The following is a 24,974-nucleotide window of genomic DNA, read 5'->3' as shown; positions in this document are numbered from 1 at the left end:
CTCCCCACCTGCGGGGTAACTTGCCTGGAAGGCGCTACCCGATCGTTCGCCGGTACCCTGTTTGAGAACTGACGTGCTCTACCTGAGCTTCGCCAGCAGCCCCGTGAGCTGCCGCGCCTCCGCTTCTGTCAGCCGGGCGCCGACATGGGACTCTATCGAAGGCCCATAAGTCTGCCACATGCGCGCGCGCAGCGCCCTTCCGGCCTCGGTGACGACAACCCATTGGCCGCGACCGTCGGCGTCGAAGGCTTCGCGACGGACCAACCCCTCTTTGACCAGGCGATCGATCAGGCGGGACAAGTTATACTGCGCGAGCAAGGTGCGCGCCTCGATCTCGAAGGGCCGCAGCCGGCCGTCTTCGGCCTGAACCAGTTCCCACAACACGTCGTACCAGCCAAGCGGTGGCAGGCTGGCCCCCTTGAAATCGGCCTCGATCCGAGCAAGCACGCATTCCCGTGCGCGCATCAGCCCGATCCAGGCCGCGGTCGTTTCGGGGCCAGGGCCCTTCTCGTCGATTTTCGTCTCTTTGCTCATAGATGCAATTACATCCATCTTGAAAGTCGAAGCAAGCCCACATACATGCATATGCATCTACTTTACCTCAACCGGGAGATTGCCATGCTTACCCTCGTCAGCCACCATCTCTGCCCCTATGTGCAGCGTGCCTCGATCGCGCTCGACGAAAAAGGCGTTCGCTTCGAGCGGACCTATATCGACCTCAAGGCCAAGCCCGACTGGTTCCTGAAAATCTCCCCGCTCGGCAAGGTGCCGCTGTTGCAGGTGCCGCAGCAGAGCGGCGAAACGGTACTGTTTGAAAGCTCCGTCATCGCCGAATATGTCGAGGAAAGCCAAGCCGGCCCGAAGCTTCACCCCGAAGATGCGCTGGAGCGCGCCCGTCATCGCGGCTGGATGGAATTCGGCTCGTCGATCCTTTCGGATCTCTGGGGCTTCGAGACTGCTCAGGACCGGGAAACCTACGAACAGAAACGCCAGGCGGTGGCCGGCAAACTTGCGACCATGGAAGCGGCACTTGGCGAAGGTCCCTACTTTGCCGGTACACAATTTTCGCTCGTCGATGCGGTCTTCGCACCGATCTTCCGTTACTTCGATCTCTTCGACACGCTTGCAGATCACGGCATTTTCGACGGACTCGATCGTGTCGGCGCCTGGCGCAAGGCGCTCGCCGAGCGGCCGAGCGTCAAGGCGGCCGTGACGCCGGATTACGGTGAGCGGCTGATGACCTTCCTCAGGGAGCACGACGCCTATCTGCTGCGCGCCGGACAGGCATAGCGAAGAGCGCGTGATCACGCCGTCCTTCAGTTTGGCGCGCGCCTGCTCTATGACAGGGCGCAAGCCATGCTGGAGGAGCGCCTTGTGACCGACATGATCTCGACCCTTACGGTTCTTGAGCCCTATCCCGGCGTCTATGCCTACTATGACGGGCGTGTTGCCGGAGTGCGGCTCTATTCGCAGGCGGCGAACTGGCTCGATGACGGCGCCTACGAACTCGGCGTCGCCTCCTATGCCATCGTCGACGGCGCGCAAGCGCTGGTCTACGACACGCATATCTCGCTCGATCACGCCCGGGCGATCCGCAACCATCTCGAAAGCCTTGGCGTCACCGCGATCCGCGTCGTGCTCAGCCATTGGCATAAGGACCATGTGGCCGGAAATGCGGTCTTTGCCGATTGCGAGATCATCGCCCTCAAGCTGACGGCAGCGAAACTTGAAGAAAACCGCGAGAAGATCGAAACGGCGACGCCGCCGATCCAGCCCCTCGTGATGCCGAACCGCCTGTTCGACGAGACGCTTGCACTGACCGTCGGCGCACGCCGGGTCGAACTGCATCACTTCGCCATCCATAGCGCCGATGGCAACGTGATCTGGCTGACCGAGGAGAAGTTGCTGCTGGCGGGCGATACGCTTGAGGATACGACGACCTTCATCAGCGAGGCTGAGCAGACGGCGACGCACATCGCGGAACTCAAGCGCCTGCGGCAATGGCAGATTGCTCGGATTCTACCCGCCCATGGCGACCGCGAACGCATCGCCAGCGGCGGCTACGGACCGAAACTGATCGATGCCAATCGCGGCTATCTCGAGCGGCTGACCCGCGCGATCGCGACCGGTTCTGCCATCGGCACACTCAAGGAATTCGCCGCCGAGGATATCGCCTCCGGCGCGATCCTCTATTTCGCGCCTTATGAGGCTGTGCACAGGAGCAATGTCGAGCGGGTGCGTGCGGCCCTCGGCGCGCGCTGATTGCACGAAACCTCCCGGGCTCAGCCTTCATTTTCGCCGCAAAGCACTCTAAGTCTTCTTCTTCCGATTTCAGAAAGACAGGTAGATCATGACCTTTCCCGCCAATACGCCCGATCCGATCGACCCGGTGAAACTCGACAAGCTCGCGGAAGTCGCGATCCAGGTCGGCCTGCAGCTTCAGCGCGGTCAGGACCTTGTCATGACTGCGCCGGTCGCGGCGATGCCGCTTGTTCGCCTGATCACCAAGCACGCCTACAAGGCCGGTGCCGGCCTCGTGACGACGCTCTATTCGGACGAGGACACGACGCTTTCGCGTTATGCCTATGCACCGGACGAGAGCTTCGACCGGGCAAGCGACTGGCTGTTCAAGGGCATGGCCGAAGCTTTCGCCGGTGGTGCAGCGCGGCTTGCGATCTCCGGCGACAACCCGATGATGCTTTCGGCGCAGGATCCGGCCAAGGTGGCGCGGGCCAACAAGGCAAATTCCATTGCCTATAAGCCGGCGCTCGAAAAGATCTCGAACTTCGACATCAACTGGAACATCGTTTCCTACCCGAACCCGTCCTGGGCGAAGCTCGTCTTCCCGAACGACCCGGAAGAGGTTGCCGTCGAGAAGCTCGCCAACGCCATCTTCGCCGCCTCGCGCGTCGATGTCGCCGATCCGGTGGCCGCCTGGAAGGAGCACAACGCCAACCTCGCCCGGCGCTCGGCCTGGCTGAACGGCGAGCGCTTTGCCGCGTTGCACTTTACCGGCCCGGGCACCGATCTGACCGTCGGGCTTGCCGATGGCCATCTCTGGTGCGGCGGCGCATCGGAGGCCAAGAACGGCGTCACCTGCAACCCGAACATCCCGACCGAGGAAGTGTTCACGACGCCGCATGCGCTGCGCGTCGAAGGCCATGTCTCCTCGACCAAGCCGCTGTCGCACCAGGGCACGCTGATCGACAACATCCAGGTGCGTTTCGAGGGCGGCCGGATCGTCGAAGCCAAGGCATCGCGCGGCGAGGAAGTACTGAACAAGGTGCTAGACACCGACGAGGGCGCGCGCCGGCTCGGCGAAGTGGCTCTGGTGCCGCATTCCTCGCCGATCTCGGCAAGCGGCATCCTGTTCTACAACACGCTGTTTGATGAAAACGCCTCGTGCCACATCGCGCTCGGCCAGTGCTATTCCGGCTGTTTCGTCGACGACACCAAGCTGACGCCGGAACAGATCCGCGCCCAGGGCGGCAATTCCAGCCTGATCCACATCGACTGGATGATCGGTTCGGGCCAGGTCGACATCGACGGCGTGCGCGCCGATGGTAGCCGCGTTCCGGTCATGCGAAAGGGTGAATGGGCCTGATCACGGCCCCTCCCCGGTCTCGTCCGACCTGAAAGGCTTGTGGCCGCCACAACACATGCGGCGGCCTTTTCTATTGGGGAAACTGCCCCTTCAGCCGTTGGCAGCCCGCTTCAGACGCGGCATCTCCGCCGATTGGTAGAGGGACAGCACGTGGCCATCGGGATCGGCGAATTCTGCCGACCAGCCGCCGGGCGCATGGCTCACCGGCGTGACGATGGTGGTTCCCTTTTCAGCGAGGCCCGCGACCACATCGTCGATGCCGCCCTCGGCGAGATCGAACACGACGATCGGTGTGTTGCCCGGCTTGCTCTCCACGACGAAGAAGATCAACTCGACCTCGTCTTCTATCTTCGCCATCAGCCAGGAACCGGCTTCGTCGTCCTCCATGCGCTGGACGTTGAGACCCAGAACATCACGGTAGAAGGCTTCCGTGCGGGTGAGATCCGAGACGAAGTAGCAGATGGCCCCGATACGTGGTTTCGACAACATTGGTTGCTTCCCTTGTGTTTGTTACGCCGGCTTGTTGCCGCCGGTTGCCGTTTCGTGAGACACGCGCGGCGAAAAATTGATCGCGAAGAGATGGCCGTCCGGATCGTGGCTGGCAAAGGCGGCGCGGCCGCCGCGGGTGACCGGCAGCAGGGCCTGACGAATACGGCCGCTTTCGAGCGGATAGCGAAGTCCGGTCAGCTCCAGATTGGTCTCGACATGGCCGGCATCGCGCCAGGCCCGGCGCAGCATCAGGATGCGCTGGCGCAGCGCTTCATCGGAAATGCCGAGGAGATGACGGATTTCGAGGCGATTGTGGCCGCCGATCGCCAGCAGCATCACGATCCTGAGGCTCGGGGAAAGCGTGACGGCGAAGGCCAGCGGATCGCCAGAGCGCCGCTCTTCCACTTCGGGAACGTCCGCTTGGAGCTCCCGGCGCAAACGGCGAGCAGCGGTGCGCGCCTGCATCGCTGCGAGCTTGCGGAGAACACCGCAGAACCAGGCGCGATCGCCGCCGGTTGGAAAACGCCCTGCCTTGAGCGCGACGATCAGCGCCTCATGCAGCAAATCCTCCGCTTCGGCCGCACGGCGGCTTTGCCGCCTCGCGAAACGGAGGAGATCGGAATAGAGCGCTGGCGTCAGATGCTCGGTCATCAGGGCGTGCGCTTCTTTGAGGATTGACGTTGCCGGCAATGTGAAGCGCATGCGCTGTGGTTGCAAGCCCTGCTTTCAGGCGCGCGCCGGTCGCACCTTCGGGGCGAGTTGCGCGCGCTGGCTGAGCCAGACGCTGGCGAAGACGACGAGGATGCCGAGCGCCTGCACCGGCGTCAGTTGCTCGCCGAGCACGCCCCAGCCGAGCAGGATGGCAACGACCGGGCTCAGGAAACCGAGCGGCGAGACGGCAGAAGGTTCGAGGCGCGACAGGCCGCGGAACCAGAGCAGATAGGTGAAGGCGGCGCCGATCAGGCCGAGATAGGCGAGACCGAAGACGTTGGCGGTGGTCAGCGACGGCAGCGACGGCTCGAAGAACAGCGCCACCGGCACGAGCATGAGGCCACCGGCCGCCAATTGCCAGGCAGTGAAGGTGAGCGGCGGAACCGGCGGCGCCCAGTGGCGGCTCAGCACCGTGCCGAAGGCCATGGAGACGGCTCCGGCGAGACCAGCGAGCACCCCGAGCGGATCGAGCGCGGCGCCCGGCGTCAACACCAGCAGGGCGACGCCGGCAATGCCCGCAAGGCCGGCAACCACGCTGAGCAGGCGGATCGGCGAGCCCAGGAAGACGCGCGACAACAGGATGACGATCAGCGGCTGAACGGCACCGACGGTTGCGGCGACGCCGCCTGGCAGCCTGTAAGCGGAAACGAACAGCATGGCCCAGAAGAAGGAGAAGTTGAGCGCGCCGAGCACGAAGGTCCGCGGCCACCAGATACCGTCCGGCAGGCGCCGCACAATCAGGAGCAGGAGCAACCCCGCCGGCAGGGCCCGCAGCATGGCAACCGTCAACGGATAGCCAGACGGCAGGAACTCTGTGGTGACGAGATAGGTGCTGCCCCAGATGGCCGGTGCCAGCGCGGTCAAGGCAAGGTCGACGGTGCGGTTCGAAGTCATATCTTTACCTCAAGAATCTCTATATCAAGATAAAATGACGATAACGCGGTTTATCTCTAAGTCAAGATACTCTATGCTGAGATAAATGCATGGAGGTTTTGATGGATCGCGTCGACAGGATTTTGGCCCAATGGCACCGGGAGCGGCCGGACCTCGATGTTTCGGCCATGGGCCTGCTTGGCCGGCTCTCACGGGTTTCGACACATATCGCCCGGGAAATCGAGAAGTCGTTCTCCGAGCGCGGATTGAATGCGTCGAGCTTCGACGTGCTCGCGACGCTTCGTCGGTCCGGACCGCCCTATCGGCTTTCGCCCGGAGAACTTCTGGATACGACCATGGTCAGCTCCGGCACCATGACCAACCGCATCGACCAGCTTGAAAAGGCCGGGCTCGTCGAACGGATCGCCAATCCCGAGGACAGGCGGGGGGTGATCATCGCCTTGACGGACGAGGGCTTGCGCCGTGTCGACGAGGCCGCGACCGCGCATGTGGCAAACCAGCATCGCGTCGTTTCCGCGCTGTCGCCCGAGGAACGCGTAGTGCTCAACGCACTGCTGCGCAAATATCTCGCGACCTTCGAGTAGCCGCGATCACAAACTGGAGGCAAGCCGACGGACACGCTCCAGATGCGCCTTGCGCTTGGCGTCGGTCGCCCGGTCCATGTCGTGCAGCGCGAGCATGCGGAAGTTCAGTCCCTTGGCGCAGAAGGCGGCGATGCCGCGCTTCAAAAGCCGCTTCACCGGATTACCCATGTAGAGATGCACCACCCACCAGGGCGAGCCGGTCGTCGTCAGCGCCCAGAAGAGCTTGATATTGTGGAGCCGCGGGATGATGCGGCCGCCGGCCGGGTCGTTGTCGAAGGCGATGCCCGGCGCAAAGACGCGATCGAAGAAGCCCTTCAGGATCGCCGGAAAATTGAACCACCATTGCGGGAAGACGAGCACCAGCCCATCGGCCGCCTGCAGCCGGCCGATCCAATCTGCCGCGCCTGACCCATCATAGGTGTCGGTGAAGTAACTGCCGCGCTCGGCGACGCTGAGGCGCGGATCGAAATCCTCGCGATAGAGATCGAGTAAGTCGACCGAATGTCCCCTCGCCTCCAAGGCGGCGCGCGCTTCACGCGCCACGTTCGCGGCAAAACTGTCTTCGAGCGGGTGGGCAAGCACGAGCAGAATGCGCATGCGGTGTTCCTAACATATCGATCTGGAATCAAGATCCGTCGCCGGGAAAATGAGCTTAAAAATCAACCGAATACAATGCCGTTTTTCGCGACCGTCAGGCCGCGCCGAGGAGGCAGTCATGCGAGCCGACACGCTCGCTCCCTAGACCGCCAGCAGCCGCCTTCTTCAGAACGGGGATTTGCCCGATCCTGCCCGGGCTTCCAGCGCCAGTGTGTCGAAGACGGAGGGCGAGCGGCGCACTGACCAGGCGGAAATCAATTGCGCGGCGGCGTCATCGGCGGCCTGTCCCGGACCAAGCTCCAGATCGTAACACTGTCCGACGTGAATGCGGTGAAAATCATCTGCGGCGCTGCCGATCGGCCGGTCGGCGCGAAGCCGTTCGCGCCGGATGAGTTCGTCGCGTTCACAATGAAGCGCGACAAAAAACACATCGAACGGCTGAAGCATCACCGCGAGCTCAGACGCCCAGCCGGGCTCTTCGAGAATGTGCTCCAGCAGGAGATTGTTGCCGGCTGACGCATAGGCGACCAGCGAGCGGTGAAAACCGTCGAAGAAACGCGCCCGGTGTTCCTTCCAACGAAAATCGCCGCGGCGGAACCTTTCCATTGGCACCGTCCCCGAAGCGCGAAGATGGTCGATCGAAACATGCCAGAACGGCGCGCCGATCTGCGCCTGGACCGCCCGCGCCAGCGTCGATTTCCCGCTGCTGGAAGCGCCGTGGATGAAGATAATCTTGGCTCGCTCGACCATGCCGGGCTCCGTCACTTTCTTGCGAACGCTGGCGTTATGTCGTCGGCATGACAGCGTGATGACGCGCTAGAACAGGTTGCCCTGTTTCGGCGGGTCTCCCGCCGGGTCTGCGGGCTTCGGCTGCTTCTTGCGGGGCGCCGTCGGCGGAGAACCTGGCTCGCCCTCCCCGTCGCCGGCAATCGCCGACACGCGACCGTCGGCAAATTCCAGGCTTAGCGTCATCCCGACCGAGACGGACGCAGCCTGGCGCACCGGCCCGCCTTCGGCATCGCGCACCAGCGCAAAACCGCGCTGCAGGACGTTACGATAGGAAAGCGACTGCAGGATGCGATCCTGGGCGACGATGACGCTGCGCAGGCGTCGCACGTCGGCGCGCACGGCCGCATCGGACCGGGCAGCAAGCCCGGCGACGCGATCGGATGCCCGATGGATCTGGCCGATGAGGCGCGAGGGCAAGGCGCGCAGCGCAGCGTCGGCCGCAGAAACCCGCGCCTCGCCGCGATGGACTTGCCGCTCGACGATGCGGTCGGCCTTGTTCATGGCGTCGACCAGGCGCTGGCGACGCTCGGAAAGCTTGCCCTTGAGAAGATCGGCACGCAGCTCGGCAGACACGCGTTCGAACTGACGACGCTTGTTGGCCGTGTTCATCGTGAGCCCGCGCCCGAGCCCGAGTGCAGCCTCGTCGAAACGGCGGCGCGGCAGCGCCAGCAACTGGTCGAGCGACGGCAGCGCCCGCGCCAGAGACCGCACCGCCTGGCGGCGATTGTCCATCTGGCGCCCGACAGCCGACTTGAGGCGTGCCGACAGGCCGGAGAGACCGGCTTCGAGATCGGCCCTGACCGGCACCGCCATTTCCGCAGCACCCGTCGGCGTCGGCGCGCGCTGGTCGGCGGCATAGTCGATCAGCGTCCAGTCGGTCTCGTGGCCGACGGCCGAAATCAGCGGGATCCCGGAGGCGGCGGCGGCGCGCACGACGGCCTCGTCGTTGAAGCCCCAGAGGTCTTCGAGGCTGCCGCCGCCACGCGCGACGATCAGGACATCCGGCCGCGCAATCGGCCCGCCGGGCTCGATCGCGTTGAAGCCGCGGATCGCCGCTGCCACCTCGTCACCCGAGCCATCGCCCTGCACGCGAACCGGCCAGACGACGACATGGACGGGAAAGCGGTCGGCGATGCGGTGCAGGATGTCGCGGATGACGGCACCGGTCGGCGACGTCACGACGCCGATCACCTTGGGCATATAGGGCAGCTGCCGCTTGCGATTGGCGTCGAACAGCCCTTCGGCGGCCAGCTTGCGCTTGCGCTCTTCGAGCAGCGCCATCAGCGCGCCGGCGCCGGCCGGTTCCATCGTCTCGATAACGATCTGATACTTCGACGAACCCGGGAAGGTCGTGACCTTGCCGGTCGCGATCACCTCCATGCCCTCTTCCGGACGGAAGCGCAGGCGCGAGAAGGTGCCCTTCCAGATGACTGCATCGATGCGCGCCCGATCGTCCTTGAGCGCGAAATAGGCGTGGCCCGACGAATGAGGGCCGCGATAGCCGGAGATTTCGCCGCGCACGCGCACCTGGTCGAAGGCCTGTTCGACCGTTCGCTTGATCGAGCCCGAAAGCTCGGACACCGAATATTCGGTGAGGTTGCTCGGAGAATCGCTGTCGAAGAAAGAGGCCATTGCCTCTTTTACCGCACCCTTCGCCGAAGGCCAGCACATCCCTCACGCTTTCCACGCGCCAGGGGCGTGGCGCTCAAGGCGCCAGCGTATAGAGCCGGATGGGCGAGCCTTCCGAAACCGGCAGGGGCGACAGGAATGCCGGCACGCGCCCGGCGGCGAGATCCGCATAGAGACCACGCGGAGCGCGGGCAGCTATGACCTGCGTTTGAGCGTCAACGGCGCAGAAGGCGAGCACCGGCTGCCCCAGCTGGTGCAACAGGACGGCGGCGGCTTCGGGCTCGGCCAGGCCGATCTTCAGCTCGCGGAGCATGCCGCCGGCATTGCGATGATAGGGCGCGCTGAGCACGCGGTGTTCGGTGCGGCGAAGCAGCGTCGCGCCGATATCCGACGGTCCGACGACCAGCGACGGCGCCAGCCGCCCAATATCGGCAAGGGCGGCGTCGGTCAGGCACGCCTCGCCGTTCGTGACCGCTGCTTCCGCGGCAGCAAACCCGCTGATCCCCTTTTCCGCAAGCGTTCCGGCAACGGCCCACATCGCCGGAACGGAAACGAGCAGCGCTCCGACATAGAGAAGGGAGGCGCGGGCGCCAGCCGTTCCGCCGCTCGACCGCGCACGCAGGTCGGCAAGCAGCAGGGCCATCGGCACGATGGCGAGCAGGTTGGAAAATGCCATACCGCGGACCTGGACGAGGGCGATCGCCAGGCTCGAAAGCACCAAGGCAAGGAGCACCAGATGGAGATCGATCCGGTCGCGATGCAAGATGCGCCAGAGGCAGATGGCCGAGGCAAAGGCGCCGGTGAAATAGTAGGCGCCGATATTGGTCGGCTCCTGCGCAGCGATCAGCGTGACGGAACGGGCTTCGGAGATATGGTCGAGCCAGAGCTCGATGAGCAGCGGATCGAGACCGGCCAGTGGATTACCGAGGCATTGCGGCGCCACCGACAGGGCGACCGCGGCAACGACGAGACCGCAGAGAGCGAGCGCGCCGAAGCGCAGCGCTGGCGCGCGGTGGCTGACAGTGGCGGCGGCGAGCGCGAGGAGGACGCCTCCCGTCAGCGCCAGCGAATAGAAGGCGATCGAGAGATTGTCGCAGGTCGCGACGAAATAGAGGCGCGGCGGGACGGTCGAAAAGAAGATGACGCTGAGGCCGGCTGCCAGCGAGAGGCCGAAGGCGACGGTCGAACGCGCGGCCGTCTGGCCGGCCCAGAGCCACTGGCAGGCAACGATTGCGCAGACGACCGCCACGAGTGGCGTGGTTTCGGCACCTACGGCGATCGCGAGTGCGGCCGCCGCTCCCGCAAGCGCATAGTTTAGGGCACGATACCGTCGATCGACGAGCATCGCCGCCATGACCGCGGCCAGCACCAGTTGCACATTGTGGTGATCGATGGCCCCCCCGAGGAAACGGTTCGAGGTGGCGATGAAGATCGCGGTCAGCCCCAGGCAGAAATGCATGGCGACCGTGCCGCCGGCACGGCGTCCGGCGAGCCCCATCGCCGCAAGCAGCCCGACCGCGAGCGCCATCGGCCAGATCGCAAGCGCCAGGACTTCCGCCTGCTCCACGCCGACAAAAGGCCGAAAAATCAACATGAGCCCGGCGATCGGCAGATCGATCAGGCGCGACCAGTGCATCAGCGTTCCGCCCTCGAGCCCCAGGCGGGGCTGGGTGAGGTCGAACCAGCTCTGTCCGGCGAGGAGGTCGCGCACCTCGACCAGGCGCATGGCATCGTCATTGTCGCGGCCGAGATAATCCGGCGCCCGCATGAACTGGGTGACGAGGAAAAGAACCGTGGGCACGCCATAGGCGAGCACCATCCCAAGGAGGCTCGACGAGAGCCGCCGCTGCCTGGGCGTAGCCGCCATTTCCGGTAGTGCCGCCATTCCGCTCGACATAGGTTCCCGCCCTCTAGATCGCGTGGATCTTACGTCCCTGCGATCAAGAAAGCGTAAAGCGCGCGGCGGCGAGGCCGGTCGCTTCGACCGGCCCGCGCGGCGCACCTTGGCGTCTTGTTAACACCCTGATCCTATGATGGCGCGATCCAACAGCAACCGAGCCACCTTGATGTTCGACCGCTTCAACATCGCCGTTCTCCTGCCTTGCTACAACGAAGCATCGACCATCGGACAGGTGGTCGAGGGTTTCCAGACGGCACTACCGACGGCGCGAATTTACGTCTACGACAACAACTCGACCGACGGCACGGCGTTGAAGGCGATGCTTGCCGGCGCGACCGTCGTACGTGAACGCCGGCAGGGCAAGGGGCACGTGGTGCGCCGCATGCTCGCCGATATCGACGCCGACATCTATGTCATGGCCGACGGCGACAGCACCTATTGCCCGACCGATGCGGAAGACCTGATCCGCACCTTGATCACCGAGCGCGCCGACATGGTCGTCGGCACGCGGCGCGGCGTTCACGACGATGCCGGCAGGCAGGGTCACGCCTTCGGCAACAGGCTTTTCAACATTCTGTACCGGGAAATTTTCGGTACCGATTTCAACGACATCTTCTCCGGTTACCGCGTGCTCTCGCGCCGCTTCGCCAAGAGCTTCCCGGCGATTTCCAACGGCTTTGAAATCGAAACGGAGATGTCCGTCCATGCCTCGCGTCTCAAACTGCCGGTCGCGGAGCTTGAACTGGACTATGGCCGGCGCCCGGAAGGTTCCCATTCCAAGCTGTCGACGTACAAGGATGGCGCCAAGATCCTCTGGACCTTCGCCATGCTCATGAAAGAAACGCGGCCCTTCACGTTCTTCGGCGTGATCGCCATGGCGTTCTTTGCGACGAGCATCGGCTTCATGATGCCTGTCTTGCTCGAATATTTCGCCACAGGCCTCGTGCCGCGCATGCCGACCTGGGTCCTCGCGCTGGCCATGCTGATGATGTCGATCATCATGTTCACCGCAGGCCTGATCCTCGATTCGGTCTCGCGCGCCCGCACCGAGCAGCTCCGGCTGCACTACATCGCGACACCGGTACGGGCTGCGCCGCTGGAGAAGGTCGATAGCGGCGTCGCTCTGCCCCGGGGCGAGGACCAGGAAGCCGGCTTGCAGTCGGCACCACGCATTGTGCGGGAGCGCCGCGGATGAACCGGGAAACGACCAACCGCATACGCTTCCTGATCGAAGACGTCATGCCGCCGATCCTCAGGGATTCGCGCCTGTTCAAGGGTATGGCGAGCCTCGCCTGGGGCAAGCACATCGCCCATCTCGCCGACTTTCGCGCACGGGCGCCGTTCCTGTCGGCGAACGAGTACGAGGACCTCTACCGGCAGCACCCAAGAGTGCACGAGGGAACGGACAATTCCGAAGCCTGCGTGCGCAAGATCGCGGCAAGCGTCGTCGGCGACAGCGTCTGCGACGTCGGTTGCGGCACCGGCGTTCTGTTGAAGCGTATCCGGGAAGCCAAGCCCGACCTTAAACGCCTCGCCGGTGTCGACTTCGCCATCGACGATGCGGCCCGGATCGAAGGCATCGAATATCACGCCGCGATGATCGAGGACCTGCCCTTTGCGGACGGCGAATTCGACACGGTCGTCTGCACGCATGTGATCGAGCACATTCTCGACTACCGCAAGGCGATCGCCGAGCTTCGCCGGGTCACTCGCCGGCGCCTGATCATCGTCGTGCCGCGCGAGCGCGAGTACCGCTACACCTTCAATCCGCACTTCAATTTCTTTCCCTATACCCACTCCTTCCTGCGGGCGATGCATCCCGTTCCGGCCGAGCACACATGCGTCGATATCGGCCGCGATATCTTCTATTGCGAAGACAGAACTGCCGCGGCGGAGTGAGGCATGGCGATGAACCTCAATCTCACGCCCACCGTCTGGTTCGGGCTGTTCTTCACGCCGGTGCTGATCTCGGCCGGGCAGATCCTCTTCAAGCTGACAAGCGCGAAGACCGGGAATGCCAGTGCCCAGGGGCTCCTGGCTCTGGCCCTCAGCCCTACCCTGCTGATTGCGCTCGCCGTCTATGGCATCGGCACGATCATCTGGATCTTCACGATCAAGTCGGTGCCACTGACGATCGCCTATTCCTTCATGGGTCTTACCTTCTGCATCGTGCCGCTGCTTGCCGCCGTCTTTCTCGGCGAGGCGGTGACGCTGCGCTACGCCTTCGGCGCCGCGCTGATCATCAGCGGCATGATCATCATCAACTCCTAAGGGGATAAGCGGGCCTCATGATCGTCACCGCATCCTTCGTCCTCGGCATTGCCATATGCGGCCTCAAATCCGCCCGCGCCTGCCTGTTTGCCGGCACGGGGCTGCTGGCGCTTGCCGGCGCAAACGGCGACTGGATCCAGGCGGCGGCAGCGATCGGCGCTTACAACATGGGCGTCGCGCTGATGATTTGCGGCGCGATTGCCATCGGCCTGGAGCGCGACCGATAGCCGATCATCCCTTGCGTTCGAAAAACGTCCTGGTCTCCTCGTCGGCCGGAAAGAAAGATTCGATCAGCACCCCCTCGACCAGCGCATCCTGGGTCGAGCCGAAGGTCTGAAGCGTGGTGATGAAGCTTAAGCGCAAGCCGCCGACGTCGAGCTCGATCGGCAGCACCGGCAACCGGTCAGTGTCCGGATGGTTTTCGGTCGCACGCGTCACGGCCGGATTGGACGCCGCTTTTTCCAGCCGCTTGCCGAGGCGGCTGCGGGGACCCTGCAGCCAGGCTTCGGTTCTGACCCGCTGCACCAGATCGGCGGCCGCGGCCTCCCAGTTGACGACCAGCTTGCGCACATTGTCGTTGCCGAGAAAGGTGTCGAGAAAGTTCTCGCCGGGCTGGAACGGAATGTCGGCGGCAACCGCGAGGCTCGCCAGCGCCGGATTGACGACCAGCAGTGTATACTCGTGATCGAGCACCAGCCCCGGATAGGGATCGTGGCGCGCCAGGATCAGCCTGATGGCATTGGCAACGACCGGCGGCATGGCGTCCAGCCCGGAGGCGGGCCGCGTCGCCATCCGCGGTCGATAGCCGGCTGCCGAAAACAGCGTGCCCTGGTCGCGGGCGGGGACTTCCAGCACCGAGGCCAGCCGCAGGATCATGCCCTCCGACGGTTTCGAGCGGCCGGTTTCGAGAAAGGACAGGTGGCGCGCCGAGATGCCGGCGGCAACCGCAAGATCAAGCTGGCTCATGCGGCGATGCCCGCGCCATTCCTTCAGATGTTCACCAAACTGCATGGATCGTGATTCTCCGTTCTGCCGGAGAGTGGCGCGCGCCGGTCGTAAAATCCATTACCTCAGAGGTAATTGGTTTGATGACACCGAACCGGCAATCTCCGGTCATCGACAAACCGATGGAGCCGACGATGAACCTCTCGAACCGCAGCCTGCTCAACAAGACCTTCCTTGCCGACGGCGTCTACTCTCTTGCCGTCGGCGCCGTGCTGATCCTTTTTGCCGCCCCGCTTGCTTCGCTCTTCAGCCCCGCCGCGACAGCGCCGATGATGAAGATCCTCGGCGTCGGGTTGGTATTTTGGGGGATCTTCCACCTTGCCGCGGCGCGCAACGGCGGGCCGGTCGCAGCAGCGGCACGCGTCAGCATCGCTGGCGACATCCTTTGGCAGGTGGCAAGCGTAGCACTGCTGGTCGCGGCTTACCCGTTCCTCACAGTCGCGGGTATCGGCTTCATCGTCATCGGCCTGATCACGGTCGCCGACTTTCTGATCTTCAAGCTGCGCGGCCTTGCGCGGGAACAGGCAGCGATTGCCTGACGGGATGATCGCTGGAGATGAAGAGGAACGGGCCTGCCGGCAAAACCAGCGGGCCCTTTCCGTTGATCAGATGGTCTCCCAACCGTCCTTGGCGCTGGCGCGGTAGATCGCGTCGATGAATTTCTGATTGAGGCGGGAGTTTTCCAGCGTCACCACTTCCTCGTCCTCGCCCTTGGCCGCGCGGGCGAAAGCCTCCGCCTGGAGCTTGTACTGGCGCGCGTCCTGGAAGCGGAAAAGCTGGGATTGGGCGTGGTTCTGGTTCGTCAACTCCACTTCCTCGCGGCCATAGCGGTCAGCGTTGAAGGGCGACTTCACCTCGATGAAGCCCTTGTCGCCATGGAAGACCATGACCTGGCGGGCCGCCAACTGGGTGGAGATGTAGAAGCTCAGCTCGAAGTCGCCGAAATCGGCGCGCACGCTCGAATAGATATCCGTGCCGAATTCCGGATCGCGATCGGTGTTTGCCTGAACGCGCACCGGCTCCTTGGCCGTGACGAAGCGGGTGGTGATCGTCGGGTATACGCCGATATCCGGCAGGCCGCCGCCACCGAGCGCCGGGATGTTGCGCATGTTGTTGGGGTCGCGGTTGAAATAGGTGAAGGCGCCCTGGACGTGGCGCAGCCGGCCGATCGCGCCTTCGGCGATTAGGGCGCGGACCTTTCGCCAGACCGGGCTATAGGTGACCATGAAGGCTTCGGCGATTACGACGCCGTTGCGGTCACGTGCGGCGATGAGCTGGTCGATCTCAGAGGCGCGCAGGGCAATCGGCTTTTCGCAAAGCACATGCTTGCCGGCATTGGCGGCCTTGACCGACCATTCCACATGTTGCGCCGTCGGCAGCGGAATGTAGACCGCATCGATGACATCGGAAGCGAGCATCTCTTCGTAGGAACCGAAGGCGTGCGGCGCGGAGAAGCGATCGGCCATTGCCCGGGCCTTGGCGAAGTCGCGGCTGGCGACAGCCGAGACGACGGCATTTTCCGCATCCTGAATGGCCGGCACGACGAGGTCGCGGCCGATCCTGGCCGTGGACAGAATTCCGAAACGTAACATGACAAGGCTCCCTGATTTGGTGGCAGAGACTAGCGCCGAGGTACGTACCTAGCAAGCGGCAGTGAGCGGTTTGGCGAAGAAGTACGACGTGCAGAAAGTTGCCGAAAGGCGGGTGACAATGTCAGCTTTTCTGCCCTATCTTTCCTTCGCAATCCTCCCGATCGCAACATGCCCTCATCCAGTCCAATGGAGCGAAACCATGGAAAAACTGAGACTTGGCCGCACCGACCTGACAATTGCGCCCCTCGTCTTCGGCGGCAATGTCTTCGGCTGGACCGCCGACGAGAAGACCTCTTTCGCGCTGCTCGACGCCTTTTTCGATGCCGGCTTCAATGCCATCGACACCGCCGATGTCTATTCCTCCTGGGCGCCCGGCAATCAGGGCGGCGAGTCCGAAACGATCATCGGCAAGTGGCTGAAACAGTCGGGCCGGTCGCGCGACAAGGCCGTCATCGTCACCAAGGTCGGCTCGGAGCTCGGCCCCGACCGCAAGGGGCTTTCGCGCCGCTGGATCCTGCAGGCGGTCGAAGATTCGCTGAAGCGGCTCCAGACCGACCATATCGATCTTTATCTCTCGCACTGGCCAGACCCCGACACGCCTTACGAGGAGACGCTTGCGGCCTATGACCAGCTTCTGTCCGAAGGCAAGGTGCGGGCGATCGGCGCCTCCAACCTGAACTCGCTGCAACTGCGCGAGGCGCTCGACGTGTCCGCCAACCAGGGCCTGCCCCGCTATCAGGTGCTGCAGCCGGAATATAATCTCTACGACCGCGACGCATTCGAAGGACCGCTGCGCGACCTCTGCATCGCCGAGGAGATCGGCGTCATCAGCTATTTCGGGCTGGCGCGGGGCTTCCTTTCGGGGAAATACCGCACCCACAAGGACCTCGAAGGCTCCGTGCGCGGCAGCGGCGTCGAGAAATATCTCGACGGACGCGGCATGCGCATCCTTGGCGTTCTCGACGACATCGCGGCCGACACGGGCGCGACCCAGGCGGAAATCGCGCTCGCCTGGATCCGGACACGCAAGGGCGTCACAGCGCCGATCGCCAGCGCCACCAGCCTTGAGCAATTGCAAAGCCTCATTCGCTCCGCGGAACTCAAGTTGTCGGACGAGGCGGTGCAAAAACTCAACGACGTCGGTGAGTGACGGGAGCAAAAACCACACAATGGCATTGACGATACGCGCCGCGACTGGCGGCGACGAGGCGGACTGGCGCCGCCTCTGGGCTGGCTATGTCGCCTTTTCCGGCACCGATCTCGCCGAAGACATCATCGACCTCACCTGGAAGAGGCTTATGGATCCCGCCGCACCGCTCTTTGCGCGGCTGGCGATGCTCGACGGGCAGGTGGTCGGCTTTGCGATCTGCCAGGAGCAGCTCGCCACCTTCTTTCGCCAGTCGATATGCTACATCGAGGATCTCTATGTCGATCCTGCAGCGCGCGGCCAGGGCGTGGCGCGGGCGATGATCGACGATCTCATTGCGCATTGCCAGGAGAAGGGCTGGGACCGGCTCTACTGGTACACCGAGGCCGACAATGCGACGGCGCGGCGGCTCTATGACCGCTACTCCGGCACCGACGAGCACGTGCGCTACAAGGTGAATATCGGCGCGGCCCTCAAATCCGGAAACCCGGCATAGGCCTCGGCGTGGCGGCCGGCCTGGTTCTCCATGCCGGCCTTGGTCAGGACACCGCGCGGCTCAACGAAGCTCATGATCCGGCGCGCCGGCCGCTCGTGCCACTGGATGTTGAAAGCCCATAGCTTCGGGAAAAAGCAGAGCGAGGCGTAGGGCAGATGGTCGTGGATCCACCAGGCGATCGACTGCCAGCCGCCGATCTCGCCGCGTCGATCCCAGACCCAGGGAATGACGATGCAGGCGGTGGCGCCGATGCACCCGTCGGCATCGCGCATGTCCCAGATGTGGTCGGCGGCAGAGGCCGCATTGGTCGAGCAGTTGAGCCCATTGGCATTGCCGAAGCCGTTGACGGCGCGGTTGCGGTAGCCCGAGCGGATGACGAGGCGGCCGAAGGTCGCTTCCAGCGGTTCCAGCAGTTCCTCGCAGAGACGGCGCCCGGCCTCGATCGCCAGATCCGGATCATCGGGAATGTTCGGGATACGGTAGAAGTCGGCGATTTCCGAATGCAGGAAATCGCGAAAGAAGAAGTTTCGAGAAAGCCGCACCCGGCCGAGATCTTCAAGACCCTTCATCGAACCGGGCTTTTTCATAGGCCTTCCTCTCATCAAGACACGAAACCAATGGCATTCCATCCGGGCCCGTCGCGCCACCCGATTTTGCGCCGGCTGCTATCCGCTGTGCCGGAAGAAGTCGATGAAAGCGCGCAGTGCCGGCCGCATCTGCCGGCGGCTCGGATAGTAGAGATAGGGGCCGGCATAGGGCGCGCACCAGTCCTCCATGACGCGCACCAGCTTCCCTTCGGCAATCGCGGTCTCGACCCGTGAGAGGAAGAGATAGGCGAGACCGGCGCCGCCCATTGTCGCCTTGATGATCGGCCGGTCCTCGCCAAGGATCAGCGGTCCCTCGACCGATACCGTCAATTCCTCGCCATGCTTCTCGAATTCCCAGCGATAGAGCGTGCCGTTGGAGAAGCGCCGGCGGATGCAGCGATGCTGCGCGAGGTCGCGCGGATGCTGCGGCCGGCCATAGCGTTGGAAATATTCGGGAGACGCGACGACGGCGCTTTCCAGCTCCGGGCCGACCTTCACCGCGATCATGTCGGCCTCCAGGCTCTCGCCGAGCCGGATGCCGGCGTCGAAACCTTCTTCGACGATATCGGTGAAGCCGTCCTCGTTGGCGATTTCGAGCACGATCTCGGGATACCGATCCAGGAAGGCGCCCAGGCGCGGCGCCAGGATCAGATCGGCAGCGAACCGCGGTGCGGTGATGCGCAGATTGCCGGCCGGGCGCTCGCGGGCGTCGGCGGCTGCCTCCAGTGCATGGGCGATCTCGTCGAGCGCCGGCGCCAACCGTTCGAGCAGCCGGCGCCCCTCCTCCGTCGGGGCGACGCTGCGGGTGGTGCGGGCAAGCAGACGAATGCCGAGGCTCGCCTCGAGGCTGCCGACGGCGTGGCTGACGGCCGAAGGTGCGACGCCCAGTTCGCGCGCGGCACCACGAAAGCTGCCGTGGGCGGCGACGGCGGCCAATACCGCGAGTTGGGAGAGCTGTGTTCTGTTCATTGATCGAAATAATAGAACAGCCCGTGAGAATTGACAGTGATTTTCAGCCGCCCCATCGAGCCCTATTCTTCACATGTCGCCAGCGTCAGGACGAAGCGAGGAGCTCGTCTGGCGATGAGGCAGAGGAACCCGTCGCGCCGCCACAAAAGGGCGTGGGCGGCGGTGCCACCCACCATTTCATGCCTCGGACGATAGACGTGCGCTCCCAACGCGCTAGCTCCGACGCATGGCAGCCATAAAGGACACGACATGAAGACCCGCAAACTCGGAAGTGAGCTTACCGTCTCCACCATCGGCCTTGGATGCATGGGCATGAGTTTCGCCTATGGCGCTGCGGACGAAGCGGAATCGATCCGCACGCTGCAGCGCGCCGTCGATCTCGGCGTCACCTTCTTCGACACGGCCGAAGTCTATGGTCCCTTCGAGAACGAAAAGCTCGTCGGCAAGGCGCTCGGCCCGGTGCGTGACAAGGTGGTCATCGCCACCAAGTTCGGCTTCCGCATCGAGACCGGCGTGCCGAGCGTCCAGGCGATCAGGGGCGTCGACGGCCGGCCGGAGCATGCGAAGGCGGTAGCGGAAGCCTCGCTCAAGCGGCTCGGCACAGATGTCATCGATCTCTACTACCAGCACCGCGTCGACCCTGACGTACCGATCGAGGACACCGTCGGCGCCATGGCCGAGCTGGTGCGCGAGGGCAAGGTGCGCGCGCTCGGCCTTTCGGAAGCGAGTGCCGCCACCATCCGCCGCGCCCACAAGGTTCATCCGATCGCCGCGGTGCAGAGCGAGTATTCGCTGTGGACGCGCGATCCGGAAGAAGACGTGCTTGCCACTTGCCGCGAACTCGGCATCGGTTTCGTGCCATACAGCCCGCTTGGACGCGGCATGCTGACCGGCGCGATCCGCAAAGCCGAGGATCTGGAAGCCGACGATTTTCGCCGCTCGCTGCCGCGGTTCCAGGCGGAGAACTTCGACGCCAACGTCCGACTGGTCGAGACGCTGCAGGCGCTGGCCGAGGAGAAGGGCGTGACCGCCGCCCAGCTGGCGCTCGCCTGGGTCATCAACCAAGGCGATTTCATCGTGCCGATCCCGGGTGCCCGCAAGCTCGACCATCTGGAGCAGAACGCCGCCGCTGCGGAAATCCGGCTCACGGTCGAAGAAACCACCCGGCTGTCCGACGCACTCTCGCCGACCCTGGTCGCAGGAAAACGCTACACCGACGCCTCGCTGGCACTCACCAATCGTTGAGCCAAAATTTCTCTCCGCTCTCCCAGCGGAGAGAATGCCCATCGAAATTCCCGCTGAACGCACTACCTCTGAGCAACAAGCAACTGGGGAGGAGCGGGATGTCCGACGAGCAGGCGATCAGTGCAGTGGTGCACCTCTATGTGGACGGCATGGCATTTGCCAACGAAGGGGCGCTGCGCAAGGCGTTCCATCCCGATGCGGCGATCATCGGCAACTACCAGGGCGCGCTCGAATGGATGACGCGTGACGGCTTCATCAAGGCGATCCTCGATACCGGTGCGGCACCACCCGGAACACAGCCGGAAATGGACGTGCAGATGATCGACATCACCGGCGACGCCGCCACGGTGAAGGTCATCGACAGCTTCGCCGGAGAGCGCTTCTCCGATTACCTGTCGCTGGTGAAGATCGACGGCCGTTGGCTGATCGTCAACAAGATCTATCACCTGCACGCGCAATGACGGACGGCGGACCCGAGTCCACATCGACCGGCCGGCTGCTCGCCATCGACCATGTGCAGCTTGCGATACCGGAAGGCGGCGAAGACTTGGCGCGCGGCTTCTATGGCGGGTTGCTCGGACTGACGGAGGTCGTCAAGCCCGCCAATCTGGTTGGCCGTGGCGGCTGCTGGTTCGAGCGGGGCAGCATCCGCCTGCACCTCGGCATCGACCAGGATTTCGTGCCGGCGCGCAAGGCCCATCCGGCCTTTTTGGTCGACGATCTCGAGCGGATGATCCTCAGGCTCGAAGCCGGCGGCGTGACGATCGCCGAGGACGAGCCGCTTGCCGGCTACCGCAGATGTTATGTCAACGACCCGTTCGGCAACCGCATCGAGCTGATGCAGCGCGCGCAATAGGCCGCAACGAAAAGGGCCGCTGCGGTGCAGCGGCCCTTCGGTATCGGTTTTGTCGATCGGATCAGGCGCGCAGTACGCCGCCGGTCGTCTTCGTCACATTGGCGACGATCTTGGCGGTGAGCGCCTCGAAATCCTCGTCGGTGAGCGTACGCTCGACCGGCTGGATGGTCACCTCGATGGCGATCGACTTCTTGCCTTCGCCGAGCGATGCACCCTCGAAGACGTCGAAGACGCTGACGCCGGTCACCAGCTTGCGGTCGGCACCCGAAGCGGCGCGCAGGATTGCGCCGGCTTCCACGGCCTTGTCGACAACGAAGGCGAAGTCGCGCTTGACCGCCTGGAACGGCGAGAGATCGAGCGCCGGCTTGGTGCGGGTCGCCTTCTTCTTCGGCTCCGGCATGGCATCGACATAGATCTCGAAGCCGCAGAGTGCGCCGGAGACGTCGAGCGCTTCCAGCGTCTTCGGATGGAACTCGCCGAAGGTGCCGAGAACGATCTTCGGGCCGAGCTTGATCGTGCCGGAGCGGCCCGGATGATACCAAGCGGGACCGCCCGGTTCGAACTGGACGTTGCCCATCGGCACGCCGCAGGCTTCGAGCACGGCAATCGCGTCGGCCTTGGCGTCGAACACGTCGACCGGCTTGCCGCCGCCCTTGGCGGCGTTCGACCAGATACGACCTGCACCGTTCAAGGAAGCCGTGCCGCGACGAATGCCGCCGGCTACGCGGCGCTGCGCGTCCGCCGTATCGCCTTCATAGGTGCCGGAGACTTCGAAGATCGCGACGTCGCCGAAACCCTTGTCGGCATTGCGCTGGGCAGCCGTCAAAAGGCCCGGCAGCAGCGACGGGCGCATGTCCGACATGTCGGAGGCAATCGGGTTCGCAAGCTTCAGTGCCGGTGCGCCGCCGCCAAAGAGCTTTGCCTGCTCTTCGGAGATGAACGACCAGGTAACGGCTTCGAGCATGCCGCGGCTGGCAAGCGCGCGCTTGGCAAGGCGCGTGCGGATCTGCAGCGTCGTCAGGATCTTGCCGTTGACGGTACCATGGCTCGGCAAGGGGGCTGCAACGATGTTGTCGACGCCGTGGATGCGCATGACCTCTTCGACGAGATCGGCCTTGCCGTCGACATCGGGACGCCAGGAAGGAACCGACACCTTGAAGCGGTCGCCAGAACCTTCGACGCCGAAGCCGAGCTTTTTCAGGATCGAGACGCTTTCCTCGGAGGAAACCTCAAGGCCCGTCAGGCGCTTCACTTCGGAAACCGGGAAGTCGACGATCTTCGGCTCATGGCCGGCATAACCGACCACTTCCGCCTTGGCGGCGGTGCCACCGCAAAGCGCGAGCACCAGTTCTGTGGTGCGCTCGAGACCGGGCACCATATATTCCGGGTCGACGCCACGCTCGAAGCGGTAGCGCGCATCGGTGATGATGCCGAGCGTGCGGCCGGTCTTGGCGATGTTCATCGGGTCCCAGAGAGCCGATTCGATCAGGACGTCGGTGGTGTTCTCGTCGCAGCCGGAATGTTCGCCGCCCATGACGCCGCCGATCGACTCGATCGCCTTTTCGTCGGCGATGACCACGTTGTTGGGACCGAGCTTATATTCGCGCTGGTCGAGCGCCAGCACCGTCTCGCCGTCCTTGGCGCGGCGGACCGTCAGGTTGCCCTTGACCTTGGCGGCGTCGAAGACGTGCATCGGCCGGCCCTGGTCGAAGGTCATGTAGTTGGTGATGTCGACCAGCGCATTGATCGGGCGGAGGCCAATTGCCAGCAGGCGCTGCTGCATCCACTTCGGCGACGGGCCGTTCTTGACGCCGCGCACCAGGCGCAGCGAGAAGCCCGGGCAGAGATGCCTATCTTCGCCGAGATCGAGCGTCAGCTTGGTGGGCGTGTCGCCTTCCACCTTGAAGGCCGGCGCCTTGCGCGCCTTCAAGGTGCCGAGGCCGGAAGCGGCGAGGTCACGGGCAATGCCGTAGACGCTGGTGCAATCCGGCCGGTTCGGCGTGAGGTTGATCTCGATCATCGGATCGTCGAGGCCGGCATAGGTCGCATAGCTCGTGCCAACGGGTGCGTCGGCCGGAAGGTCGATGATGCCGTTGTGGTCCTCGGAGATCTGCAGTTCCTTTTCCGAGCACATCATGCCGCGGCTTTCGACGCCACGGATGGTGCCGACGGCGAGCGTCACGTCGATGCCGGGAACATAGGTACCGGGGGCTGCAAAGGCGCCGACCAAGCCGGCGCGCGCATTCGGTGCGCCGCAGACGACCTGGATCGGAGCGCCGGCGCCGGTGTCGACCATCAGTACCCGCAGCTTGTCGGCGTTCGGATGCTGCTCGGCCGAAACGACCTTGGCGATGACGAAGGGCTTGAAGGCGGCCTTGTCGTCGACGTCTTCCACTTCGAGCCCGATCATCGTCAGGCGCGCGCAGATGTCTTCCAGCGAAGCGTCGGTTTCAAGGTGGTCCTTGAGCCAGGAAAGCGTGAATTTCATGATTTCACCTGTGTCCTAAATATCTACGCGCGATCAGGCCGAGAGACCGCCGAACAGCGTCGGCATGTCCAGCGGGCGGAAGCCGTAATGGGTCATCCAGCGAACGTCGGCGTTGAAGAAGTCGCGCAGGTCCGGCATGCCGTATTTCAGCATGGCGATGCGATCGAGGCCCATGCCCCAGGCAAAGCCCTGGTACTCGTCCGGATCAAGCCCTCCGGAGCGCAGCACGTTCGGGTGCACCATGCCGCAGCCGAGGATCTCCATCCAGTCGGTGCCTTCGCCGAACTTCACGATCGGGCCGGAGCGGTCGCACTGGATGTCGACCTCGAAGGACGGCTCGGTGAAGGGGAAGAAGGACGGGCGGAAGCGCATCGTCACCTGGTCCACCTCGAAGAAGGCCTTGCAGAATTCTTCCAGCACCCAGCGCATATTGGCGACGTTGGCCGCCTTGTCGATGACCAGGCCTTCGACCTGATGGAACATCGGCGAGTGGGTCGCGTCCGAATCCTGGCGGTAGGTCTTGCCGGGAATGATGATGCGGATCGGCGGCTTCTGCGCTTCCATCGTGCGGATCTGCACCGGCGAGGTGTGCGTGCGCAGCACCTTGCGATCGCCGTTCTCATCCGGGTTGAAGAAGAACGTGTCGTGCATCTCGCGGGCCGGATGACCTTCGGGGAAGTTCAGCGCCGTGAAGTTGTAGTAGTCGGTCTCGATATCGGGACCTTCGGCGATCGAGAAGCCCATGTCGCCGAAGATCGCGGTGATCTCGTCGACGATCTGGCTGATCGGGTGGATGCGGCCGCGCTCGGCCGGCGAGGAGCGGACCGGCAGGCTGATATCGACGGTCTCGCGCGCCAGGCGCTCGGCAATCGCCTGGTCCTTCAGCGCCGACTTGCGGGCGGCAATCGCTTCGGCGACCGTGTTCTTCAGCGCGTTGATCTGCGCGCCGCGGGTCTGGCGCTCTTCCGGCGTCATGGTGCCGAGCGTCTTCAGGAGCTCGGAGATCGAGCCCTTCTTGCCGAGCGCGTTGACGCGCACCGCCTCGATCGATCCTTCGTCGCCGGCGGCGTCGATGTCCGCCAGGAGTGTCCGTTCCAGTGTTTCCAGTTCGCTCATTCTGT

The 24,974-nt window shown here is 64.1% G+C and carries 28 protein-coding genes; 14 read left to right on the top strand and 14 right to left on the bottom strand.

The features are described 5' to 3' along the window. Positions 1–78: 78 nt before the first annotated feature. A complete protein-coding gene (locus AC3WVQ_RS19825; protein ID WP_246812749.1) occupies positions 79–534 on the bottom strand; it encodes a MarR family winged helix-turn-helix transcriptional regulator in 456 nt (151 codons plus the stop codon). An 84-nt stretch (positions 535–618) separates the two neighbouring features. On the opposite strand from AC3WVQ_RS19825, the gene AC3WVQ_RS19820 reads away from it, so the two are divergent. The 3 genes from AC3WVQ_RS19820 to AC3WVQ_RS19810 all read left to right on the top strand — a co-directional run bounded on the left by AC3WVQ_RS19820 (position 619) and on the right by AC3WVQ_RS19810 (position 3,604). Continuing rightward, positions 619–1,290, top strand: coding sequence for a glutathione S-transferase family protein (locus tag AC3WVQ_RS19820; protein WP_110818593.1), 672 nt, complete (start codon positions 619–621; stop codon positions 1,288–1,290). A gap of 93 nt (positions 1,291–1,383) precedes the next feature. After that, on the top strand, positions 1,384–2,262 hold the full coding sequence (locus AC3WVQ_RS19815; RefSeq protein ID WP_244546756.1) for an MBL fold metallo-hydrolase: 879 nt from the start codon (positions 1,384–1,386) through the stop codon (positions 2,260–2,262). Between the two features lie 88 nt (positions 2,263–2,350). After that, entirely contained in the window at positions 2,351–3,604 is a 1,254-nt protein-coding gene (locus tag AC3WVQ_RS19810; protein WP_034804607.1) for an aminopeptidase, read from the top strand. A 90-nt stretch (positions 3,605–3,694) separates the two neighbouring features. Here AC3WVQ_RS19810 and AC3WVQ_RS19805 read toward each other — a convergent pair whose 3' ends face one another. From AC3WVQ_RS19805 to AC3WVQ_RS19795, 3 genes are all read right to left on the bottom strand, one after another. After that, positions 3,695–4,093 (bottom strand): VOC family protein, encoded by a 399-nt coding sequence (locus AC3WVQ_RS19805; RefSeq protein WP_034804610.1) that lies wholly within the window; start codon positions 4,091–4,093, stop codon positions 3,695–3,697. 21 nt (positions 4,094–4,114) lie between these two features. Beyond that, complete coding sequence (locus AC3WVQ_RS19800) at positions 4,115–4,744, bottom strand: RNA polymerase sigma factor (protein WP_090296431.1); 630 nt, start codon at positions 4,742–4,744, stop codon at positions 4,115–4,117. Positions 4,745–4,819: 75 nt separating this feature from the next. Next, a complete protein-coding gene (locus AC3WVQ_RS19795) occupies positions 4,820–5,698 on the bottom strand; it encodes an EamA family transporter (protein WP_110818555.1) in 879 nt (292 codons plus the stop codon). Between the two features lie 89 nt (positions 5,699–5,787). Here AC3WVQ_RS19795 and AC3WVQ_RS19790 point away from each other — a divergent pair, with 89 nt between their 5' ends. Beyond that, positions 5,788–6,282, top strand: coding sequence for a MarR family winged helix-turn-helix transcriptional regulator (locus tag AC3WVQ_RS19790; RefSeq protein ID WP_029742901.1), 495 nt, complete (start codon positions 5,788–5,790; stop codon positions 6,280–6,282). Positions 6,283–6,288: 6 nt separating this feature from the next. Here AC3WVQ_RS19790 and AC3WVQ_RS19785 read toward each other — a convergent pair whose 3' ends face one another. From AC3WVQ_RS19785 to AC3WVQ_RS19770, 4 genes are all read right to left on the bottom strand, one after another. After that, entirely contained in the window at positions 6,289–6,879 is a 591-nt protein-coding gene (locus AC3WVQ_RS19785) for an NAD(P)H-dependent oxidoreductase (protein ID WP_492382913.1), read from the bottom strand. 165 nt (positions 6,880–7,044) lie between these two features. Continuing rightward, positions 7,045–7,629: a chloramphenicol phosphotransferase CPT family protein gene (locus tag AC3WVQ_RS19780; protein ID WP_090296286.1), complete on the bottom strand. Its 585-nt coding sequence runs from the start codon at positions 7,627–7,629 to the stop codon at positions 7,045–7,047. Positions 7,630–7,695: 66 nt separating this feature from the next. Then, positions 7,696–9,300 carry an exodeoxyribonuclease VII large subunit gene (xseA, locus tag AC3WVQ_RS19775; RefSeq protein ID WP_029742898.1) on the bottom strand — a complete coding sequence of 535 codons (1,605 nt, stop codon included), beginning with the start codon at positions 9,298–9,300 and terminating at the stop codon, positions 7,696–7,698. 73 nt (positions 9,301–9,373) lie between these two features. After that, positions 9,374–11,194, bottom strand: coding sequence for a hypothetical protein (locus tag AC3WVQ_RS19770; protein WP_090296284.1), 1,821 nt, complete (start codon positions 11,192–11,194; stop codon positions 9,374–9,376). Positions 11,195–11,330: 136 nt separating this feature from the next. Between AC3WVQ_RS19770 and AC3WVQ_RS19765 the strand changes: the two genes are divergently transcribed. From AC3WVQ_RS19765 to AC3WVQ_RS19750, 4 genes are read left to right on the top strand one after another with little or no spacing between them, the layout of a single operon-like run. Then, the gene (locus AC3WVQ_RS19765; RefSeq protein ID WP_049811024.1) at positions 11,331–12,392 is read left to right on the top strand and encodes a glycosyltransferase family 2 protein; all 1,062 of its coding nucleotides are present in this window, start codon (positions 11,331–11,333) and stop codon (positions 12,390–12,392) included. Next, a complete protein-coding gene (locus tag AC3WVQ_RS19760; RefSeq protein ID WP_060580604.1) occupies positions 12,389–13,096 on the top strand; it encodes a class I SAM-dependent methyltransferase in 708 nt (235 codons plus the stop codon). The genes AC3WVQ_RS19765 and AC3WVQ_RS19760 overlap by 4 nt, the downstream gene beginning before the upstream one ends. Positions 13,097–13,099: 3 nt before the next feature. After that, positions 13,100–13,468, top strand: coding sequence for a DMT family transporter (locus AC3WVQ_RS19755; RefSeq protein ID WP_244546751.1), 369 nt, complete (start codon positions 13,100–13,102; stop codon positions 13,466–13,468). Between the two features lie 17 nt (positions 13,469–13,485). Then, entirely contained in the window at positions 13,486–13,695 is a 210-nt protein-coding gene (locus AC3WVQ_RS19750; RefSeq protein ID WP_090296281.1) for a hypothetical protein, read from the top strand. Positions 13,696–13,699: 4 nt separating this feature from the next. Here the strand turns inward: AC3WVQ_RS19750 and AC3WVQ_RS19745 are convergent, their stop codons facing one another. Then, complete coding sequence (locus AC3WVQ_RS19745; protein WP_090296279.1) at positions 13,700–14,479, bottom strand: helix-turn-helix domain-containing protein; 780 nt, start codon at positions 14,477–14,479, stop codon at positions 13,700–13,702. A gap of 77 nt (positions 14,480–14,556) precedes the next feature. Between AC3WVQ_RS19745 and AC3WVQ_RS19740 the strand changes: the two genes are divergently transcribed. Then, entirely contained in the window at positions 14,557–15,012 is a 456-nt protein-coding gene (locus AC3WVQ_RS19740; protein ID WP_051659679.1) for a hypothetical protein, read from the top strand. A gap of 66 nt (positions 15,013–15,078) precedes the next feature. Here AC3WVQ_RS19740 and AC3WVQ_RS19735 read toward each other — a convergent pair whose 3' ends face one another. Beyond that, on the bottom strand, positions 15,079–16,065 hold the full coding sequence (locus AC3WVQ_RS19735) for a Gfo/Idh/MocA family protein (protein WP_110818557.1): 987 nt from the start codon (positions 16,063–16,065) through the stop codon (positions 15,079–15,081). Positions 16,066–16,264: 199 nt separating this feature from the next. Between AC3WVQ_RS19735 and AC3WVQ_RS19730 the strand changes: the two genes are divergently transcribed. Beyond that, complete coding sequence (locus tag AC3WVQ_RS19730; protein WP_029742451.1) at positions 16,265–17,215, top strand: aldo/keto reductase; 951 nt, start codon at positions 16,265–16,267, stop codon at positions 17,213–17,215. 19 nt (positions 17,216–17,234) lie between these two features. Then, positions 17,235–17,708 carry a GNAT family N-acetyltransferase gene (locus tag AC3WVQ_RS19725; protein WP_090296277.1) on the top strand — a complete coding sequence of 158 codons (474 nt, stop codon included), beginning with the start codon at positions 17,235–17,237 and terminating at the stop codon, positions 17,706–17,708. Here AC3WVQ_RS19725 and AC3WVQ_RS19720 read toward each other — a convergent pair. Next, positions 17,660–18,295: a hypothetical protein gene (locus AC3WVQ_RS19720; RefSeq protein ID WP_034804634.1), complete on the bottom strand. Its 636-nt coding sequence runs from the start codon at positions 18,293–18,295 to the stop codon at positions 17,660–17,662. The genes AC3WVQ_RS19725 and AC3WVQ_RS19720 overlap by 49 nt on opposite strands. 78 nt (positions 18,296–18,373) lie before the next feature. Further along, positions 18,374–19,264, bottom strand: coding sequence for a LysR family transcriptional regulator (locus tag AC3WVQ_RS19715; RefSeq protein WP_034804636.1), 891 nt, complete (start codon positions 19,262–19,264; stop codon positions 18,374–18,376). Between the two features lie 249 nt (positions 19,265–19,513). Between AC3WVQ_RS19715 and AC3WVQ_RS19710 the strand changes: the two genes are divergently transcribed. The 3 genes from AC3WVQ_RS19710 (at position 19,514) to AC3WVQ_RS19700 (ending at position 21,365) form a co-directional block, all read left to right on the top strand. Next, a complete protein-coding gene (locus AC3WVQ_RS19710) occupies positions 19,514–20,509 on the top strand; it encodes an aldo/keto reductase (protein WP_034804639.1) in 996 nt (331 codons plus the stop codon). A 98-nt stretch (positions 20,510–20,607) separates the two neighbouring features. Continuing rightward, complete coding sequence (locus tag AC3WVQ_RS19705; RefSeq protein WP_034804642.1) at positions 20,608–20,970, top strand: nuclear transport factor 2 family protein; 363 nt, start codon at positions 20,608–20,610, stop codon at positions 20,968–20,970. Next, positions 20,967–21,365 (top strand): VOC family protein, encoded by a 399-nt coding sequence (locus AC3WVQ_RS19700; RefSeq protein ID WP_110818558.1) that lies wholly within the window; start codon positions 20,967–20,969, stop codon positions 21,363–21,365. The genes AC3WVQ_RS19705 and AC3WVQ_RS19700 overlap by 4 nt, the downstream gene beginning before the upstream one ends. 61 nt (positions 21,366–21,426) lie before the next feature. Here the strand turns inward: AC3WVQ_RS19700 and pheT are convergent, their stop codons facing one another. Further along, positions 21,427–23,853 carry a phenylalanine--tRNA ligase subunit beta gene (gene pheT / locus AC3WVQ_RS19695; protein WP_492382912.1) on the bottom strand — a complete coding sequence of 809 codons (2,427 nt, stop codon included), beginning with the start codon at positions 23,851–23,853 and terminating at the stop codon, positions 21,427–21,429. 33 nt (positions 23,854–23,886) lie between these two features. Continuing rightward, positions 23,887–24,969, bottom strand: a complete 1,083-nt coding sequence (gene pheS, locus AC3WVQ_RS19690; RefSeq protein ID WP_029742442.1) for a phenylalanine--tRNA ligase subunit alpha — start codon at positions 24,967–24,969, stop codon at positions 23,887–23,889. Positions 24,970–24,974 lie beyond the last annotated feature (5 nt).

The sequence above is a fragment of the Ensifer sp. EB106-05-01-XG146 genome (assembly GCF_058791875.1).
This window is presented reverse-complemented; position numbering and strand designations above follow the sequence as displayed.

Coding starts and splice junctions, on each gene's coding strand:
- AC3WVQ_RS19825 (WP_246812749.1), bottom strand. CDS start 534: ATGAGCAAAGAGACGAAAATCGACGAGAAGGGCCCTGGCCCCGAAACG.
- AC3WVQ_RS19820 (WP_110818593.1), top strand. CDS start 619: ATGCTTACCCTCGTCAGCCACCATCTCTGCCCCTATGTGCAGCGTGCC.
- AC3WVQ_RS19815 (WP_244546756.1), top strand. CDS start 1,384: ATGATCTCGACCCTTACGGTTCTTGAGCCCTATCCCGGCGTCTATGCC.
- AC3WVQ_RS19810 (WP_034804607.1), top strand. CDS start 2,351: ATGACCTTTCCCGCCAATACGCCCGATCCGATCGACCCGGTGAAACTC.
- AC3WVQ_RS19805 (WP_034804610.1), bottom strand. CDS start 4,093: ATGTTGTCGAAACCACGTATCGGGGCCATCTGCTACTTCGTCTCGGAT.
- AC3WVQ_RS19800 (WP_090296431.1), bottom strand. CDS start 4,744: ATGACCGAGCATCTGACGCCAGCGCTCTATTCCGATCTCCTCCGTTTC.
- AC3WVQ_RS19795 (WP_110818555.1), bottom strand. CDS start 5,698: ATGACTTCGAACCGCACCGTCGACCTTGCCTTGACCGCGCTGGCACCG.
- AC3WVQ_RS19790 (WP_029742901.1), top strand. CDS start 5,788: ATGGAGGTTTTGATGGATCGCGTCGACAGGATTTTGGCCCAATGGCAC.
- AC3WVQ_RS19785 (WP_492382913.1), bottom strand. CDS start 6,879: ATGCGCATTCTGCTCGTGCTTGCCCACCCGCTCGAAGACAGTTTTGCC.
- AC3WVQ_RS19780 (WP_090296286.1), bottom strand. CDS start 7,629: ATGGTCGAGCGAGCCAAGATTATCTTCATCCACGGCGCTTCCAGCAGC.
- xseA (WP_029742898.1), bottom strand. CDS start 9,300: ATGGCCTCTTTCTTCGACAGCGATTCTCCGAGCAACCTCACCGAATAT.
- AC3WVQ_RS19770 (WP_090296284.1), bottom strand. CDS start 11,194: ATGTCGAGCGGAATGGCGGCACTACCGGAAATGGCGGCTACGCCCAGG.
- AC3WVQ_RS19765 (WP_049811024.1), top strand. CDS start 11,331: ATGGCGCGATCCAACAGCAACCGAGCCACCTTGATGTTCGACCGCTTC.
- AC3WVQ_RS19760 (WP_060580604.1), top strand. CDS start 12,389: ATGAACCGGGAAACGACCAACCGCATACGCTTCCTGATCGAAGACGTC.
- AC3WVQ_RS19755 (WP_244546751.1), top strand. CDS start 13,100: ATGGCGATGAACCTCAATCTCACGCCCACCGTCTGGTTCGGGCTGTTC.
- AC3WVQ_RS19750 (WP_090296281.1), top strand. CDS start 13,486: ATGATCGTCACCGCATCCTTCGTCCTCGGCATTGCCATATGCGGCCTC.
- AC3WVQ_RS19745 (WP_090296279.1), bottom strand. CDS start 14,479: ATGCAGTTTGGTGAACATCTGAAGGAATGGCGCGGGCATCGCCGCATG.
- AC3WVQ_RS19740 (WP_051659679.1), top strand. CDS start 14,557: ATGACACCGAACCGGCAATCTCCGGTCATCGACAAACCGATGGAGCCG.
- AC3WVQ_RS19735 (WP_110818557.1), bottom strand. CDS start 16,065: ATGTTACGTTTCGGAATTCTGTCCACGGCCAGGATCGGCCGCGACCTC.
- AC3WVQ_RS19730 (WP_029742451.1), top strand. CDS start 16,265: ATGGAAAAACTGAGACTTGGCCGCACCGACCTGACAATTGCGCCCCTC.
- AC3WVQ_RS19725 (WP_090296277.1), top strand. CDS start 17,235: ATGGCATTGACGATACGCGCCGCGACTGGCGGCGACGAGGCGGACTGG.
- AC3WVQ_RS19720 (WP_034804634.1), bottom strand. CDS start 18,295: ATGAAAAAGCCCGGTTCGATGAAGGGTCTTGAAGATCTCGGCCGGGTG.
- AC3WVQ_RS19715 (WP_034804636.1), bottom strand. CDS start 19,264: ATGAACAGAACACAGCTCTCCCAACTCGCGGTATTGGCCGCCGTCGCC.
- AC3WVQ_RS19710 (WP_034804639.1), top strand. CDS start 19,514: ATGAAGACCCGCAAACTCGGAAGTGAGCTTACCGTCTCCACCATCGGC.
- AC3WVQ_RS19705 (WP_034804642.1), top strand. CDS start 20,608: ATGTCCGACGAGCAGGCGATCAGTGCAGTGGTGCACCTCTATGTGGAC.
- AC3WVQ_RS19700 (WP_110818558.1), top strand. CDS start 20,967: ATGACGGACGGCGGACCCGAGTCCACATCGACCGGCCGGCTGCTCGCC.
- pheT (WP_492382912.1), bottom strand. CDS start 23,853: ATGAAATTCACGCTTTCCTGGCTCAAGGACCACCTTGAAACCGACGCT.
- pheS (WP_029742442.1), bottom strand. CDS start 24,969: ATGAGCGAACTGGAAACACTGGAACGGACACTCCTGGCGGACATCGAC.